At 54.6% G+C, this 17,973-nt stretch carries 10 protein-coding genes and 4 pseudogenes; 10 read left to right on the top strand and 4 right to left on the bottom strand.

Annotation, left to right across the window (positions count from 1 at the left end):
* Positions 1-66: 66 nt before the first annotated feature.
* Positions 67-621, bottom strand: a pseudogene (locus tag QMG44_RS01550) (DUF4113 domain-containing protein); the annotation flags it as partial.
* On the opposite strand from QMG44_RS01550, the pseudogene QMG44_RS01545 reads away from it, so the two are divergent.
* Positions 615-1,466: pseudogene (locus QMG44_RS01545) on the top strand (IS3 family transposase); the annotation flags it as partial. The pseudogenes QMG44_RS01550 and QMG44_RS01545 overlap by 7 nt on opposite strands.
* Before the next feature lie 1,574 nt (positions 1,467-3,040).
* Here QMG44_RS01545 and QMG44_RS01540 read toward each other — a convergent pair.
* Together QMG44_RS01540 and QMG44_RS01535 are read right to left on the bottom strand one after the other, a co-directional pair.
* Entirely contained in the window at positions 3,041-3,400 is a 360-nt protein-coding gene (locus tag QMG44_RS01540) for a helix-turn-helix domain-containing protein (RefSeq protein ID WP_114268509.1), read from the bottom strand.
* 165 nt (positions 3,401-3,565) lie between these two features.
* Positions 3,566-4,348: a MipA/OmpV family protein gene (locus QMG44_RS01535; RefSeq protein WP_232969595.1), complete on the bottom strand. Its 783-nt coding sequence runs from the start codon at positions 4,346-4,348 to the stop codon at positions 3,566-3,568.
* A 125-nt stretch (positions 4,349-4,473) separates the two neighbouring features.
* Here QMG44_RS01535 and QMG44_RS01530 point away from each other — a divergent pair, with 125 nt between their 5' ends.
* From QMG44_RS01530 to QMG44_RS01515, 4 genes are all read left to right on the top strand, one after another.
* Positions 4,474-5,169, top strand: coding sequence for a response regulator (locus QMG44_RS01530; RefSeq protein ID WP_126488705.1), 696 nt, complete (start codon positions 4,474-4,476; stop codon positions 5,167-5,169).
* Positions 5,166-6,338 carry a cell wall metabolism sensor histidine kinase WalK gene (locus tag QMG44_RS01525; RefSeq protein WP_114268506.1) on the top strand — a complete coding sequence of 391 codons (1,173 nt, stop codon included), beginning with the start codon at positions 5,166-5,168 and terminating at the stop codon, positions 6,336-6,338. The genes QMG44_RS01530 and QMG44_RS01525 overlap by 4 nt, the downstream gene beginning before the upstream one ends.
* Before the next feature lie 98 nt (positions 6,339-6,436).
* On the top strand, positions 6,437-7,606 hold the full coding sequence (locus QMG44_RS01520) for an efflux RND transporter periplasmic adaptor subunit (protein ID WP_126488707.1): 1,170 nt from the start codon (positions 6,437-6,439) through the stop codon (positions 7,604-7,606).
* Complete coding sequence (locus tag QMG44_RS01515; RefSeq protein ID WP_114268504.1) at positions 7,590-10,676, top strand: efflux RND transporter permease subunit; 3,087 nt, start codon at positions 7,590-7,592, stop codon at positions 10,674-10,676. Before QMG44_RS01520 ends, QMG44_RS01515 begins: the two co-directional genes overlap by 17 nt.
* Positions 10,677-10,808: 132 nt before the next feature.
* Here QMG44_RS01515 and QMG44_RS01510 read toward each other — a convergent pair.
* Positions 10,809-11,462, bottom strand: a pseudogene (locus QMG44_RS01510) (dihydrodipicolinate synthase family protein).
* Between the two features lie 31 nt (positions 11,463-11,493).
* Between QMG44_RS01510 and QMG44_RS01505 the strand changes: the two are divergent.
* The 5 genes and pseudogenes from QMG44_RS01505 to QMG44_RS01485 all read left to right on the top strand — a co-directional run.
* Positions 11,494-11,970 (top strand): annotated as a pseudogene (locus tag QMG44_RS01505) (methyl-accepting chemotaxis protein); the annotation flags it as partial.
* Positions 11,971-12,741: 771 nt separating this feature from the next.
* Positions 12,742-14,190, top strand: coding sequence for a xylulokinase (gene xylB, locus QMG44_RS01500; protein WP_126488711.1), 1,449 nt, complete (start codon positions 12,742-12,744; stop codon positions 14,188-14,190).
* Positions 14,187-15,221 (top strand): ABC transporter permease, encoded by a 1,035-nt coding sequence (locus tag QMG44_RS01495; protein ID WP_126488713.1) that lies wholly within the window; start codon positions 14,187-14,189, stop codon positions 15,219-15,221. The genes xylB and QMG44_RS01495 overlap by 4 nt, the downstream gene beginning before the upstream one ends.
* Before the next feature lie 42 nt (positions 15,222-15,263).
* Positions 15,264-16,244, top strand: coding sequence for a substrate-binding domain-containing protein (locus QMG44_RS01490; protein WP_126488715.1), 981 nt, complete (start codon positions 15,264-15,266; stop codon positions 16,242-16,244).
* A gap of 17 nt (positions 16,245-16,261) precedes the next feature.
* Positions 16,262-17,764, top strand: coding sequence for a sugar ABC transporter ATP-binding protein (locus tag QMG44_RS01485; protein ID WP_126488717.1), 1,503 nt, complete (start codon positions 16,262-16,264; stop codon positions 17,762-17,764).
* The last annotated feature ends 209 nt before the right edge of the window (positions 17,765-17,973 follow it).

Raw genomic sequence — 17,973 nt, 5'->3', positions numbered from 1 at the left:
ACTCGCGGGCTTCGCCCTGTCGTTCGGCTGCGGCGAGCACTACTGGCTCTCTCTGAAAAGCGAAATTTAACCGATCCTCGCAACGGGGATATCTTTCCAGCGGGTGGTGTACGCAGGGGAGAGCATATCGCGTTTCATTTGCCATGATGGCGCAATTCCTCGTCCTGCAAACCAAACCTGCCCCAGGCTGGAATGATTAATGCCATCGAGAACCTTCATCAGTTCAACGCTGTGAGGACGTGGCGGGCGTTCGTCGAATAGCTGCAGCTGCGAAATGCCGGAGCCAGTGAAGTCATTCAGCATCGCACCGGCTTTGGCATACCTGTGGCCATCCTTCCAGATACGCTCCAGAGCCGTTGTGGCAGCCGCAATAATGTCCCGGGTGTCCTGAGTGGGGATAAGCAGTTTCTCCGTGGCCACGTTGCCGTAGTAAGGCTCTTTAACGGCGAACGGAGACGTTTTGATGAATACGGAAATATGCCGACAATATTGGCGCTCTTTACGCAGCTTTTCGGCTGCACGCTCAGCGTACTGACAGACTGCCTGACGGAGCGAATCGTACTCCGTGATTCTCTCTCCAAAACTGCGGCTGCAGACAATCTGCTGTTTCACTGGTGGGGCTTATCGACGAACTGAGGCTGCACTATCCGTTCGATCAGCTTTTGCAGATAGCTCAGATACCCAGGAGTACGTTTTACTATCATCTGAAAGTACTCCGCTCCCCGGGAAAATACGATGAAGTGAAATGCAGAATCAAAGAGATCTATGATGAGAACCTGGGCCGCTATGGTTATCGGCGGGTAGCACTGGCGCTCAGAAGAGAGGGAGGAGCGTTGAACCACAAAGTGATTCAACGCCTGATGAATGCACTTCATCTCAAAGCTGCAATAAGAGTTAAGCGCTACAGTTCCTGGCGGGGTGAACATGGGCGTGCTGCTGACAATATCCTGCAACGAAACTTCAAAGCCAGCCGGCCTAATGAAAAATGGGTCACCGATGTCACTGAATTCGCTGTCAGTGGCCGCAAACTCTACCTTTCACCCATTATTGACCTCTTTAATAACGAAGTGATTTCCTACAGTATTTCAGAGCGTCCAACCATGCCTATGATCGATGACATGCTCATTAAGGCCTTTGCCAGGCTTGATGCAGGTATCAATCCTGTTCTTCATTCTGATCAGGGCTGGCAATACCGTCATCGATGGTACCAGTATCAGCTACGGGAGTTTGGCATCATCCAAAGTATGTCCCGCAAAGGCAACTGCCTCGATAATGCCTGTGCAGAATGCTTTTTCGGGACGTTAAAATCAGAATGTTTTTACACCAGTAAATTTAAGGATATTGATGAACTTAAGCTAGCTATTGAGGATTACATTCGATACTACAATACCCGGCGAATTAGCCTTAAATTTAACGGACTCAGCCCGGTTGAATACCGCCTAAAGAGCTATCCAGGCAGAAATTAACAAGCTCTGTACTGGGATGCTGTCAGGAAACCGGAACGTCGTTGGACAGGCTCACGCAAGGGTCTGATATGAGCGAGGATCGGAAGTTCGCTGTACGATAAAGGCATTACTTAAATCGGGGCGTGTTAAAAAACAGGTAGCAGGTCAGCACGGATATGGTAGAGAAAGATCCCCAGTACGCAGCGGCGAAGCTGTGTACAGATGAAATTCAGGACATCTCGAAGGCCCAGGAAGCTAAAGGCATAAGATGTAAGCACTCATTCAAAACCATTCCTCGCACGACTTTAGCTCATGATGGAGCGGTCGTTTCAACAGAGGTTTTAAGTATTCCGTATGTAACGTCAACCTATGTCGATAACGGTGTTGAGGGGAGTGCGTGGCGGAAATGTGTGGAACAAAAAATGAGGAAAAACGCGAACATTTAGTGGAAAAACTGCGTGGATTGCGCAACATGATGTTGCGCAAATTTGACCTCTCGTTAAAGAAATCAGCATTCGATCAAATTTTCATTTTTTTTTCTAAAACATTGACATAGTGTCCAGGCCTTACGGTACGAGGACTTAGGCTTTTTTACCCTTTCACAACCTCAATTTAACGTCAAAATCAACTCTTGTGCTGAAAAGATTCGATACTAGAATACTCACCATATAGCGGAAAGATTTTTTGCAACCCCTATATGTAGTATTTAAGGATGAGAATTTTTCTGTCCGCCGGAAATGAAAAAACCCGGCTGATTAGACCGGGTCTTCCAATCGGTGTCAGGAGTTACAGCTCCCTAACCGTGCCGTTGTTAACCGGCGACTAAAGATAGCTTAATCAAATGCACTGCATTCTACAAGCAACCGGAAAGGCCAGAATTTGGTCAAAACGGCTGAGGGGCGCTTGAAGACTGATGCGAGGCTGAAAAAAAATTTTGTCAGGGGATTTGGTGATTCGAAGACCCCACCCACATCCAAAATCGTGCTGTTGTTAACCGGCGACAAGTTAACTCAACTGCAAAGGCAAGCCCAAGGGTGTTTGCAGCCAGGCGCGAGAAAACAAAGTAAGGCCTCAACATGCAAATGCTGTTGTTGTTTTTAAAACTCGCGCACCCAGTGACTGTCATCATTATGACACTGCTGGGTTTCTGGAAAAACCGATAACCCTGAAGCCCAAGGAGGCTCAAATGGTTAACTTGCTGATGAAGTTACTACCGCCGTTGGTGTCCATTATCGTTATGGTCGTCGATTATTTTAATAAGCGGTAATTAGGTGTAACAGAAAAGGCCCAATGGATGGGCCTTTTTTTGCAGTTACTTCACATCAATCTCAACGTCACTTAGCAAAATGTCTGCGGGAAGGTCTGATTTACCTGTCAGCGATAATGGGTCAGTTTGGATATCGAAAATTATTGTACGTTAAGGTCATTTTTTGTTCTTCCTGGCTGCGGTAAGGGCGAGCGATCACGTTGACAGGCAGCTTTGAGCGAAAAGCAGACCTTGCCGGACTATAGACGGGATATTTATTTAACTGAAACATCTCCTTCACTTAATCAGAGCAGATAAAAGAACATAATCAGACTGCTGACACTTATGATCATGAATGTTTACGATCCGGGCTTTGTCTGTTACGCATGACTTTCCTGAACGTGGCTGGCGGCATGCCATAGTGACGACTGAATGCCCGCGTAAAAGTCTGCTGGGACTCAAACTCATAGCGTAGGGCAATATCCATAATCCGGTTGCCGCTGTTGATAAGATCGTCTGCAGCGGCCTTCATTCTTTCCAGGCGAATGAAGGCGCCCAGGCTGATCCCTGAATAGAGCATATAACTGCGGTTCAGATACCATTTTGAATAACCGTACCGGGAAGCCACCTCCTGAAGGGTTATTTTTCGGGTAACATTCTCTCTAACCCAGAGCTCAAGCCCTTTAAAAAACACGTTATCAGGCGACATATACGGTATTTCCTGTTTTTTAGCCGCACAGGGTTCACACGCGCAGATTGACTGCATCAGGTCACATAAAGGATATAAGCGAGCAGGTGCACCACGGCGCATAGAATCAGAACGTTTACGAGTGAAAACAGGTGCTTTTGCGAGCGCATCAGTCAGCCTCCCGCTTCAAAACGTGTAGGTAAAGCCGACCGTACCCGTGGCCTCATTCCGCCGCGAAACTATCGGGCTGTCTGCCGCATGATCGCCAAGCCACGTGTAGCCTGCGCTGACGAGGGTGCCCCAGTGCGGATCAAACTGATGGCTCCACGTTACCGAGGTGTCAACGCCATAAAAACCGCCGGAGGCGTTGTAACGCGTAAAGCGGCTGCGTCTGCTCTGCACATCGCTGACGCCATACCAGGTGTTCATGTAGCGTGCGTCGCCAAACAGGGCGGCGGTCTGGAGCGCGACGGTGTCGCTTTCACCCTGTAGCGGGACCAGCGTGACGGAGGCCTGATAATTAACCCCCTGGTCATCGCTGAACGGCAGGGTTGCCTTTCCCTCAGCGCTGAACCAGGGCGTCACCTGCCAGCCGACGGCCAGCGCCGTGTTAACGGTGGCCCTGATTTTCCCCATGCCTTTTAATCGGCTGGCGCCGTCGCGCCAGTCTGAATCCTTGTCATCCCGCCCGAGGTTGTAGCCCAGCGAGTGCTCCAGGTACAGTCCGTTGTCGCTCTGCAGGTCATAGCCAATACCTTTCTGGGCGTCCGCGAAGAAAGCGCCTTCTCTGGCCTGAAAGATCGGAACTGCCTGAACGCGGGTCTTGTCTGAGCCACTGTAGCGGGGGGCATACTGCGCGCCGGCGCCGAGGGTTACGCCATCCTGCGCAGCACTGCTGTCAGCCCGGGCAGCCGCTGAGGTCGTCAGGGCCAGACCGGCCATGTACATCAGCATTTTTCTGGTTATCATTGTGTCACCTCGTTATCCGTCTGTTATTCGCCCCTTGTCCGGGCGACCGCATCGCGAATCTGGAGTGTCCCGTAGCTGTGTCAATAAACAGCCAGGGATTTATGAAGAAACTGTCAAGGTGAGCCATGCAGAGCAAAAATATTCTGATTGTTGAGGATGACGCCGACGCGGCGGAGGTGCTGGAGGCCTATCTGCGCCGGGAAAATTACACCGTCCGCGTCGCGGCTGACGGCCTCTCAGGGCTGGAGCAGGCTGAACGCTGGCAGCCAGACCTGATACTGCTGGACGTCATGTTGCCCGGCCTGAACGGCACCGAGGTGCTGGCGAAGATCAGGCGCAGCAGTGACGTTCCGGTCATTATGTTGACGGCCATGGGTGACACACCCGATCGCATTGGTGCCCTGCGCTATGGCGCAGATGACTACGTGGTGAAGCCTTATCACCCCGGTGAGGTCGTCGCGCGCGTGCAGGCCGTACTGCGTCGCAGCACGGGCAGGATCCCGCAGGAAGAGGTGTTGCGCTGGCAGGGGCTGGAGGTCAATACGGGCGCCATGACAGTCACCGTGACTGACAGTAAAGGCTTAATAATCGGCGTTGACGTCACGCCCACCGAATTCGCCCTGCTGGTCACGATGATGAGAGCCCCATCCCGGGCGATGAGCCGGCAGTTTCTGTTGGAGCAGTGTCTGCCTGATAGCGACGCGCTGGAGCGCGTGGTGGACACGCATATTTATAATCTGCGTAAAAAGCTCGAGTCGGCAGGTCAGTCGGACGTGCTGCTGAACGTGCGCGGCGTTGGCTACAGGTTTCGTCAGCCATGAAAGACAAACGCCCCCAGACGCTCTGGCGCTGGCTTTGCCTGCGCATTCTCACGCTCGCTATAGGCACCGTCGTGCTTATCGCTCTCTGTATGTGGCTGCGCTTTACCGTGCAGTATCTCTGGATCACGCACCGTATGCCGGCAGCGGTGCTGAGTGAGTTTCTGGCACTCAGGGAGCATCCGGAACTTAACCCGGCGAGGTACCACGAGATTGTCGATGCCTGGTGGGGCATTCGCTATACCGACCCTTCTATCGCATCGTCGGACTGGATCACCGTAGGTATTCTCGTGCTGGTCACCATCCCCTTTATTGCCTACTTTGGGCTGCGTCATGCCCGGCCTCTCTCTACCCAGTTCAGCCAGCTCAGAAGCGCAGCAGAGCAGGTGGCGGGGGGGCATTTTGGCGCCCAGGCCGGGTTAACGCCGGCGGCGCCAGCCGAACTCGCCCAGTTCGCACTGAACTTTAACGCAATGACGCGCCAGCTGGCGCGCTATGAAAAAGAGCTTCGCGCCTCACACGTTGCCATGGCGCATGAGTTACGCTCTCCGCTGACCGCTGCCATGGTGCGGCTGCAGGCGCTTCTCGATGGGGTATTCAGCCCGGAACAACGGCATTTTGCCCTCATCATGGGCCAGCTGAGCTGCCTGCGCCGGCTTATTGATGAACTTCACCTGCTTTCCCTGGCGGACGCCGGTCAGCTCAGCCTGGAAAAGGTGCAATGCTGCCCGTCAGATATATTGCGTGAGCGCCTGCTGTGGATAAAGCCCCAGCTGGATGAAGCGGGTATTCGCGCGGTCTCAGACATGGCTGAAAGCAAGACATTATGCGCCGATCCGTTTCGTCTGGGCCAGGTGTTCACCATCCTGCTGGAAAATGCGCTGCGCTATGCCGGGAGCAGTACTACTCTTTCGTTGAGCACCCGTAGCACGGCCGGACACTATGAAATAACCGTTCAGGACAGTGGCCCTGGCGTGCCGCAGGCATTTCTTGAGGTGATGTTTGAACGTTTTGCTCGTGGAGACGCCTCCCGCGCGCGCCACTCCGGCGGCAGCGGGCTGGGCCTCTCTATCGCGCAGGCAATATGCCACGCACATGATGGAACCATCGAGGCCACTCTTCCTGCCGAGGGCGGTTTGCGGATGCGCATCGTGCTGCCGGATACTGCGTAACGATTTCTGACGGTCTTGACACCCTCTTGATACATCGTCGCAGGAATCTTGATAATCGAGAGGTTTAATGGCGCAAAACCCACTGGAGGAACTGCGCCATGTCTGATGAAATCCCCGGCCTGCTTAAGCAGGGCGTCAGGCACCTGCTGGATACGCGGCATCTTGTCTCACTGATGCCCCTGCTGCCCTGTTTTGTTCTGATGGCAATCCTGCTGACCGGCTGCGACGGTAAAAAACAGCAAAAGCCTTCACCCCCGCGTCCGGTCAGATTTGTGACGGTCGGCCCGCATGAGGCCCCCGAACTACAGACGCTGACCGGCGAAATCCGCGCACATGATGAAACGTCCCTGAGTTTCAGGCTGGACGGTCGCATAGTCACGCGCAGTGCTGACGTGGGCAGCCGGTTTCGGCAGGGCGACGTACTTGCTGTTCTCGACTCTCCTGCAGCGCAAAATCAGTTAACCAGCGCTCAGGCAGACGTCAGCAGCAGTCGGGCCGCGGAGAAAGTGGCGGCGCTTAATCTGCATCGTATGCGTCTTCTGATGCCGTCCGGGGCCATTGCGCGGGCGCAGCTGGACACCGCCGCCGCCGACTGGCAGGCCGCAGTTTCGCGCCTTCAGAGCAGTGAGGCGGCGCTGAAAAAGGCGCAGGAAAACCTGCGCTGGACGACCCTTACTGCGCCGGTAAATGGCGTGGTCACGGGCGTCAGTGCGTCAGCGGGGCAGGTGGTCAGCGCCGGTCAAACGGTGTTTACCGTGGCGTCCGGTGACGAAAGGGACGTCGTATTTGACGTAGCCAGTCCCGGCATCATATCGCGTCAGCCCGGCGCCATTTTCCACGTGGCACTGGTGCAGAACCCCTCTGTGATTGCCCATGCGCATCTGCGCGATATCAGCCCCCAGGCCGATCCGCAGACGCGGAGCTGGCGGGTACGCATCACGCTTGATAATCCGCCGAGTGACATGGTAATGGGAGCCAGCGTCGCCATCACGCTTCCGTCCATAGCGACAGAGGCTGAACCGGTAATATCGCTTCCGGCGACCGCCCTGACGCGCCTGTCGGATGAGCCAGCCGTATTCGTTCTGGATCCGGCTAATAATCTGGTTCGCCGGCGGGTCGTGCACATTGCAGGGTATTCTGCGGACGCGGTGTTTATAAGGGCGGGCATATCGCCCGGAGATCGTGTAGTAACGGCCGGCGTCAGAAGCCTGCGTGACGGCGAGCGCGTGGCCGGCATAAAGGAGGCGCAGGATGAAGCAGGGCTTTAATCTTTCGGCCTGGGCGCTGAAACAACAGCAGCTTATGGCCTTTCTCATGCTGTTGATTATGGCCGCCGGCATCATCAGCTACGAACAGCTTTCCCGCAACGAAGATCCGGCGTTTACCATCAAAACGGCGGTTGTTTCTGCGCAGTGGCCGGGCGCCAACCTCAGCGATACGGTAAACCTGGTCACTGATACGCTGGAGAAAAAGCTGCAGGAAATCCCCTGGCTTGACTATGTCCAGAGTGAGACGCATGCCGGACGCTGCGTTATTTTCATTAATCTTCGCGACAACACTCCTCCGGATGAGGTTGCCGACATCTGGTATCAGGTGCGAAAGAAAATGCAGGACGTAGCGCCTTCATTACCCCAGGGCGTGCAGGGGCCGGCGGTCAACGATGAGTTTGAAGACACCTTTGGCACGATTTATGGATTTACCGCCGACGGCTTTACCATGCGGGAGCTGCGGGATCGGGTGGACAGCATCCGCCGGGATCTGATGAGCCTGCCGGACGTGGGCAAAATCCAGCTGCTGGGCGAGCAGGAAGAGCAGCTGGTGGCTGCCTTCTCTCCACGCCGGCTGTCCGCCATGGGGCTGGATTTACAGCAGGTCGCCGATGCGCTGCGCGCGCAGAACGTGGTTGAGCCTGCGGGTACCGCCCGCACGGCCGGTGACAATATTGCCCTGCGCGTCAGTGGCGCGTTCAGCAGCGAAGAGAGCCTGCGAGCGGTGACGCTTCGGGTCAACAACCGCTATATCCCGCTTACGGACATTGCCAGCATTGTACGCAGGCCGGCAGAGCCGCCGGCTCCGCTTTTTCGCGTCAACGGCCAGCCTGCCGTTGGCCTTGCCGTCTCGATGGCGCCAACCGGAAACATGCTTGATTTCGGGCAGGCGCTGCGGTCGCGCATGAACAGCGAAGCCGCACAGCTGCCGCACGGTATTGAAATGACCCGAATTGCCGATCAGTCTGCCGTAGTGAAGGAGGCCGTCAGCGGGTTTGTGCACGTGCTGGGGGAGGCAGTCATTATCGTGCTGGCCGTCTCTTTCGTTTCGCTGGGGCTGCGTGCCGGGCTGGTGGTGGCGGCAGCGATCCCGCTGGTGCTTGCCATGACGTTTGTCTGTATGCATCTTGCTGGCATTGGCCTGCAGCGCATCTCCCTTGGCGCGCTGATTATCGCGCTGGGCCTGCTGGTTGATGACGCGATGATCACGGTGGAAACCATGGTGGCACGTCTGGAAGCCGGCGAATCCCGTGCCAGTGCGGCGACCTATGCTTTCACTTCAACGGCATTCCCGATGCTGACCGGCACGCTGGTGATGATTGCCGGCTTTATTCCGGTTGGCTTTTCCGCCTCAAGCGCCGGGGAATACTGCTACACCCTGTTTGCGGTGGTACTTATCGCGCTGATCAGCTCATGGGTGGTGGCCGTACTGTTTTCTCCGCTGACCGGCAGCTGGCTGTTGCCTGACGCGCTGCAGAAACACACTGCCGGTCCGGGGCTGCCTGGCAGGCTTTACCAGCGCCTGCTTGCCTGGGTTCTGCGGCATCGGTTACTGACAACTGGACTGGCACTGGTGGCCCTGGTGCTGGCAGGGGTGGGAACGACGTATATGCAGGGCGAGTTCTTTCCGGCCTCCGATCGTCCTGAGCTTCTGGTCAGTTTGTCTCTGCCAGCGAATGCCTCTCAGGAAGCAACTCTTCGTCAGACAGAGCGTCTGGAGCGTCTGGTATCAGCAAGCCGTGACGTCGACCACTACTCCTCCTACGTCGGAACCGGGGCGATACGCTTTTATCTGCCAATGGACGTGCTGCTTGATGATGAAAATACCGCCCAGCTGGTGGTGGTGGCCAGAAGCCTGGCGGCGCGGGAAAGGCTTCAGCATTACCTCGACAAGGTGCTCGCCCGGGATTTCAGCGACATCACGACCCGGGTTTCTCCTCTTGAGCTGGGTCCGCCCGTCGGCTGGCCCGTCCGCTATCGCGTCAGCGGGCCTGATTACAGGCGCGTCCAGGCGCTGGCTGAACAGCTTTCGGCAGCGCTGGGCGCGTCCTCTCTGACGCGGGAGGTGAACCAGACCGCAGGCGAGCCCGAACGGGTCATTACGTTAAACGTAAACCAGACGGCGGCCCGGGCGGCGGGGCTCTCTTCTGACCAGATTGCCCGTTATCTGAACACGGTCTGGTCAGGCACGCTTGTTACCACCGTTCGCGACAGAAACCGGCTGATTGACGTCGTGCTGCAAGGCAACGCGGATGAAAGGCGCAATCTTGACAGCCTCTCGGGGCTGCTTTTGACCTCGTCGTCGGGAGCAAAAATCCCGCTGGCACAGGTGGCCACGCCAGAATGGGGGCTGGAGGATCCGGTTATCTGGCGGCGCCAGCGTCTGCCCTTTATCACCGTGCAGACAGACCTGGCACCCGGTCTGCGCGCCGAAACGGTATCTGCTGGCCTGAAGCCGCTTATTAACCGCTTTCGGCCAGGGTTACCGGCCGGTTACAGCATCAGCGAGGACGGGGCCGTCGCCGAGTCTGACAAGGGTAACAGCTCGGTCATTGCCATTTTACCCGTCACGCTGCTCTGCATGCTGGTGCTGCTGATGATCCAGCTGAAGCGGGTTTCCCGCATGCTCCTGGCCCTGCTGATGGCCCCCTTTGGTTTGCCCGGGATAGTTCTTGCCATGCTGCCGACCGGCACGCCCATGGGCTTTGTGGCTTTACTGGGGATTATTGCGCTTGCCGGCATGATCATACGCAACGCGGTCATTCTCATCACCGAGGCAGACAATAACCGGGAGGCGGGAATGCCCTGTAACGCGGCGATAGAGGCTGCTGCCTTGCACCGCGCTCGTCCTGTTCTCCTGACGGCAAGCGCAGCCATTCTGGGCATGATCCCTATTTCACGTCAGGTTTTCTGGGGGCCGATGGCGCTGGCCATCATCGGCGGACTGCTTGTGGCCACGCTGGTGACGCTCACGGTTTTACCGGCAGCCATGAGTATGGTTATGCAGATGGAAGCGCGCTCAGTTGCGGGAAGGGCAGCCAGAATTAAACAAGAAACTGACGGCTCATAGTCTGCGGTAAAAGAGACGTCTGAGGTATGAACTGACCTGCCATTGTGGCAGGTCATTTTTTAATGAAAAGACAGTTTGCGAAATCTTAAACAAACCGCCAGTGATGTCTGGGGTTTTACAGGGAAATTAATCTCAACAAAGCGTATTCAGCATATTTTTAAGCTGCTGACACCCTGCTTCACTGAGTGGCTGGACCGGCAGGCGCGGATCGCCAGCTTCAAGACCGTTGAGACGCAGACCCGCTTTGATTGTGGCTGGCAGACCACCTTTAAGAATGAAATCAAGCACAGGCAACTGCTTATAAAAAATCTCACGCGCTTTTTGCAGATCGTTACTTTTCACAGCATGATACAACTCCAGATTTAGCTGCGGGATAAGGTTGGGAGCGGCAGTACACTATCCCGTGGCTCCTGCAGCCAGCGCTTCAAGCGCCAGAGGATTGCAACCATTATAAAAAGGTATCTGTCCGTCACTGAGTTGATACAGTTTATGCATGCGCTGTATATCACCCGTACTTTCTTTTACCATCGTGACATTTTCAACCGCATTCACAATGCGCAGGATGAGCTCCGGGGACATGTAAATGCCGCTCGTCGCCGGGTTGTTATAAAGCATGACGGGGATGCTGATGCTGCTGCCGATGGCCTGATAATGACCAAGAATTTCATCTGCGCTCAGCTTCCAGTAAGAGGCGGGCAAAACCATCACGACATCTGCGCCTTTCGCTTCTGCAAAACGCGCGCGCTGCACAGACTTAGCTGTAGTCAGATCGGAAACGCTGACGATTGTGGGAACGCGCCCGGCAACTTTTTCGATGCTGAACTCACTGACCTCAGTTATTAACAGTATTGCTTTCCAGACAAATATCCTGGCACTTAACGCTGCCGTAGAGGCTGCGCGCGCAGGAGAGCAAGGAAGAGGATTTGCGGTGGTGGCAAGTGAAGTAAGAAGCCTTGCCCAAAAAAGTGCTAATGCTGCAAAAGAAATCGACACACTCATCAGTGATTCTGTAACGCGGATACATGCCGGTTCAATACTGGTTGAACAGGCTGGTATTACCATGCAAAGCGTGGTGAAGTCAGTCAATAACATGACCGGCGTATTGAATGAGATCGCCAACGCGTCTGAAGAACAGAATATGGGCATTTCGCAGATAGGTCAGGCCATTGTGGAAATGGACAGTGTCACTCAGCAAAATGCCGCCCTCGTTGAAGAGTCTTCAGCAGCTGCAAATGCCCTGCGAGACCAGGCTCACCTTTTGTCGCTTTCAATTTCACGCTTCGCAACTGAATAATTTTACTGAAAGCACACGTAATTCATCAGAATTGCGTGTGCATCGTTACTCCCTTTATTTCCTGCTGGTGCTGGTAATAATCAAAAAATATTTTACAATAGTGGAGGTTTATTTGCGCAGCCCACTGATTCACCAGCAAGTATTCCTTATTTATTCCTGAGTCAGGAAAGGCTATGAAACAGCTTATGAGTTACCTGGAATTATTATGAACAAATTATTTCTTTAATTTGCTCACATCTCTGAATTTTTTTCAGAACACGATAAAGTTTAATTTCTATTTTTTGCAAAAAACTTAGTAATTAATTTTAACAAAGCCCTCTGAATTCCCTAACCTGTTACTAAGCTCCTTTTTATACATTATTTCTATTTTGATTCCCCCCCTTCATCGTTGATGATTTTTGACAATCGAGTTCTGCAACTCCTTTATTGAAAATAATTTTCCTTAAAACGGTATGTATTAGATTGTTTCCCCTAAGTTTATCGGTGCATTTTTCTGCATTTTAACGCCATTGATTAAGACTTTCCGGATCAGTATTTCATGCTTCAAACGTGCCTTATATGACAAAAATGAGAGCTGCGTAACGTTCCCGTATAACGTCCATTGACGGATGATTTCATAGCGGTATTGTCTGCTTTTAACAAACGAGCAAACTAAAGTGATCATATGAGCAAAAATACTTGGACTTGCAGTATCCCGTCTCAGCTGTTTTTAGTCTCATGATGCCTTCATTCAGCTCAGTCATTTCTCAGAAATCGTTCAGAGGTAGTTCAATGAAGCGGGACCTTGTTGCGGGGATAGACTCATCGACTCAGTCTTGTACCGTTATGCTGCGCAGCCTTGAAAGTGGCGACGTGATTGCTCAGGCCCGTAAGCCGCATCCGCCGACGACGCCCCCCTGCAGTGAGCAGGATCCGCAGGCCTGGTGGGACGCATTAACTTCGGCTCTGGATGAGCTCAAAGCATGGCTGCCCCGTATTGCAGGGCTTGCTGTCGGTGGGCAGGGTCACGGCCTGGTCATGCTTGATAAAGATGACCGGGCACTGCGTCCCGCCAAGCTCTGGAATGATACTGAGTCTGCTACCCAGGCACACGAGCTGTGCCTGAAAGTTGCCCCTGAAGAGTGGGCTCGCCTTACCGGTTCGGTGCCGGGACCGGCGATGACCATTTCAAAACTGGCGTGGACCGAGCATCACTGCCCCGGCCTGCTGGAAAAGTGTCATCGCATTATGCTGCCGTTTGACTATCTGGTTTATCGCCTCAGCGGCAGTTTTGTGTGCGAACGCGGCGGTGCATCCGGGACCGGCTACTTCAACCCTTTCACCAATAGCTGGGAGCCTGAGCTCGCTGCTGTGGTAAACAACCGAATTGACTGGCTCTCCCTCTGGCCTGCCATTATTCCCTCGCATCAGCCTGCCGGTGTGGTGAAGCTGATCCCGGGCCTGGAAGACCTTGCCGGTGCCGTTGTAGGTGTAGGAACTGGCGATAATATGTCTGCTGCGCTGGGAATGAACCTGAAATCCGGTGATACCGGCATATCAATCGGCACAAGCGGTACGCTGTACGGCATAACCCCGACGGGAATAGCCGACAGCACCGGGATTATCAACGGCTATGCAGACGCGGCCGATCGCTTCATTCCCATGATTACCACGCTGAATTCCGCGAAGGTAACCGATACGTTCCGCACCCTGCTGGGTGTTACCACTGATGAATTCGATGCGCTTGCACTGAGTTCACCTACCGGCGCCAACGGTCTGCAGCTTGTCCCATGGCTGGATGGCGAGCGCACGCCTAACCTTCCCGACGCTACGGGGCACATGCGCGGATTACGCACCACCACAACCAGAGAAGATATGGCCCGCGCTGCCGTGGAAGGCGTGCTGTGCGGCCTTCTGGCTGGCGGACTGATCCTGAAACAGCATGGCTTCTGTGATGACGGGCACATCGTTGTCACCGGCGGTGGGGCGAAGTCACGTGCCTACCGCCAGATCCTTGCTGACCTGACGGGCAAACCGGTCTGGGTTTCTCCGGTAGAAGAAACGGCCGCCGCCGGGGCAGCCATTCAGGCGGCCGCTGCTGTACTGGGATGTACGAATGCTGAAATGGCCGAACGCTGGTTCAGGCCATTTGTGAAAGTCGCCGATCCCAGGGAGGATGCGCGCCATGTTCTTGATGCTTACGTTAACTATGCCAACGCTTTATCAGGAGAGCTGCAATGAGTTCAATGAGCACACCCGCTAAAATCAAACCCCCAAGACAGCCACTTAAAGTGCCTGCTGAAGCGGGGATCGCTGTGGTTTTTTTACTGGTTATGCTGGGTGGCTTTATCGCCACGCCTAATTTTCTGACCGTATCCAACATGATGGTTTTACTTCTTAACGGCGCGGTCATCGGTTTCCTGTGCCTGGGTCAGTCTTTTGTTCTGCTGACCGGCGGGATTGACCTTTCCTGTGGCTCGATCGTGGCCATGACCTGCGTGGTCGCAGCACTGCTGATGGAAAAATTTGGTATTCCCTGGCAGCTTGCCGTACCCATGGTTTTGGCGGTGGGGGCTCTGAGCGGCCTGGTTAATGGGCTGATCATCGAACGTACCGGCGTCCCTCCCTTTATTGTGACGTTTGCAATGATGGGCGTGGCGGCATCCATTCCGCAGATTATCACCGGAGCCGAGTCGATCCGCGTGACGCAAATCGGTTACAGCCTTATCGGTCAGTCAAAACCCCTGGGCGTTCCGTTTCCGGTGATAGCCCTGCTGCTGGCCATTATTATTGGCGTGATTTTCCTGCGCCGTACCATCACCGGTACCCACATTTATGCGGTCGGCGGCAACGCAGATGCCGCACGTCTGTCAGGGATCAGCATTCCGCGTATCACCCTGCTGGTCTATGCCATTTCTGGACTCTGCGCAGCATGCGGCGGACTGATTTACGGCTCGCGCCTGATGACCGGATATCCGACAGCGGGCCGTGGTGACGAGCTGTTTTTCTCAATCGCGGGTGCGGTTGTGGGCGGCGTCAGCCTTTTTGGCGGCACCGGCAGCCTCATCGGCGCGATGATTGGGGCAATGCTGATTGCCGCTATATCCAATCTGATGAACGTACTGAATGTCAGCGCATACTGGCAGCCGCTGGTTATCGGGCTGATCATCCTGTTGGGCGTGACGTTCGATACTCTGCGCACGTCCAGAAAAATCGTGATCCCCTGGCTTAAAGTCAGGAAACCACGAAAAACACAAAAAACACAACAATAACGCGTCTTAACCCCCTGACCTGTACCTTACCAGGAGATAAACATGAAACTGCGTACGACACTCACCGCAACAGCCGCGATCGTCGCCCTGACCTGCCTGCTGGCCGGCTGTAACCGGGACGATGCGGAAAGCACTGCTGGCACCGGCAAAAAAACGCTCGGCGTGACGCTTCCGAACCTGACCAACCCCTATTATGTGGCCATGAAAAAAAGCTTTGAGGATAATGCTGCTGCTCAGGGGATGAACGTCAAAATCTCGATTGCTGATAATGACGATGCCAAACAGCTGTCGCAGGTGCAGAACTTCATCGAGCAGAAAGTGGATGCGGTTGCGGTGAACTGCGTTTCGTCCGGGCCATGCGTTTCAATTATCAGCCAGCTCAATCAGGCAAAAATCCCGGCATTTGCTATCAACATCCTCCCTGATACAGCGGGACTCAAACAACAGAACGTCACCCTGGTGCAGGGGGTTCAGACCGATCAGCGGGAAGGTGGCAGGCTCATTGGGCAGCAGCTGCTGAAGGACATCGGTGAAAACAGCCCGGCAACGGTCGGGATAGTGGGAGAACCGACCTCAATAGCCGCAAACGCCCGTGATGAGGGGTTCAAAGCCGCCGTCGCGTCCAGTAAAAATATTAAGTTTGTTGCGCTGGTTAACGGAAAGGTGGAAGAAACCACGTCTCTGAAAGTGACCACTGAAATGCTGCAGGGCAGGCCGGAGATTGACGTGGTGTATTCAGACACCGAACCTTCCGCACTGGGTTCACTGGCGGCCATCAGGCAGCTGGGCGTCAGTGACAAAGTGAAGCTGTATGCTTTTGTAGATAAAGAAGGTGTTAAAGCCGTTCAGGATAACAGCATACTCAAAGCCGGTGCGATTCAGGAACCCGTTAAGCTTGCTCAGATACTGGTTGAAAACGTCCGGAAAAGCCTGGGCGGTGAACAGGTCCCGGCCATGATCAACAATCCACCGCTGCTGGTCACTAAAGACAACGCGGCCTCCGTTATGGGTTCAGCGTACTGAGTAAAAGGCAGACAGTTATGAGTTATGTGGCGAAGCAGATAAAAATCGGTTTTTCAGGCGTGCAGGTCCTTCATGGTGTGGATTTCAGCGTAAAACCTGGTGAAATTCACGCCCTTCTCGGCCATAACGGCGCGGGTAAATCAACGCTGCTGAAAATACTGGCTGGCGTCAATATGCCGGATAACGGGGAGCTGATGATTGGTGCTACGCCGGTGCGCCTTGCATCGCCACGTGATGCGCTCAGCCACGGTATTGCCTGCGTCTACCAGGAACTCCGGCTTATTCCCGGTATGAGCGTATGGCAGAACCTTTTCCTCGGGCGTGAGCGCCGCAAGCGCAACGGTTTTATCGATGATGTCAGCATGATTGCACATACTGAGAAAGTGCTGAGTGATTACCACCTGGATTTCAGCGCGACCGATCTTGTCAGGGACCTCTCTCATCCGGACAAGCAGATGCTGGAAGTGGTATCTAATCTCGATCGTGACGCACGTTTTCTTTTTCTCGATGAACCGACGACCGCGCTGGAGGGTGCGCAGGCAGACGCGCTGCTGCAGGCCGTACAGCGCATTGCGCGCGAGAAACAGATTGGCGTGGTGCTGGTATCGCATAAGCTGGACGAGGTGCTGGGCGTCTGCGATGAGGCTACCGTGATGTGCGGCGGCCGCGTGATTTATAACGAAGGTAAAAAAACGCTGAGCAAGAGCGCCATTATCGACGCAATCGTCGGCGACGCAAATGCGTATCAGGCTCCCTCAAACAGCCGCGGCCTGATCCGGGGGGCACTGGGTAAACCCTGGCTGTCGGTGAGTAACCTGCATACGGATCGCCTTAAAGGTGTGAACCTTGAAGCGTACCGCGGGGAGATTCTTGGAGTCTATGGACTGGCCGGTGCAGGCCGTACGCGCCTGTGTCAGACGCTGTTTGGACTGGAAACCGTCACCGGTGGTGAAATCCGGGTGGGACACAGGGAATATCATCCCTCATCACCTGTAAAGGCCATTTCCCGTGGCATTGCCTACCTGACCGAGGAGCGTAAAAAGGACGGGTTTATTCCCCAGATGTCGAGCTATGCGAACGCAACGCTGCCGGTTCTGAAAAAATTCCGCTCCGGTGGTTTTGTGGGTCACGGCGCGGCGCGGCAGGCTGCCGCAGAGCTGCTGGGCAAAATGAATACGCGGGGATCGCTGGATGGACCGATTAAGGCCCTCTCTGGCGGGAATCAGCAAAAGGTACTGCTGGCCCGGGTTATTGCGCAAAACGCGGACCTGGTGTTGCTGGATGAACCAACTAAAGGTGTCGATATTGGTGCGAAAGCGGACATCTACCGCATCATCCATCAGCTGGCGGATAAAGGCTGCTGCGTTATCGTGGTATCGAGCGAGGAAGAGGAACTGCTGGACGTCGCGGACAACATCACGGTATTCCGCCACGGTAAATGTGATGGCGTGATTGTCCCGGCAAAAGAGCTTAAACCTGCGGACCTGCGCAAAGCTGCATGGGAACACGCTGAACCTTAAATCATCCCCTCCGGCACCTGATGCCAGTCAGGCTGTCAGCCTGACTGGCAGTTTTGCTTCCTCACCTGTTTTACCCCTGAATATACGATCCGCAGTGGGTCGCTGAACAGATGTCATTTCTTGCAGCAGAAGGCTGTCGAAATATATCCCTGTAAATGGTAAGTGTTATGGTTGAAATTCACCCGTCTGAACAAATATCAGGCTGTGGA

Origin of the sequence: Enterobacter sp. 200527-13, assembly GCF_027924865.1 — a bacterium.
GTDB classification, from domain to species: domain Bacteria; phylum Pseudomonadota; class Gammaproteobacteria; order Enterobacterales; family Enterobacteriaceae; genus Enterobacter; species Enterobacter ludwigii.
Note: the sequence above shows the minus strand (reverse complement) of the source record. Positions and strands in the feature narration are given on the sequence as shown.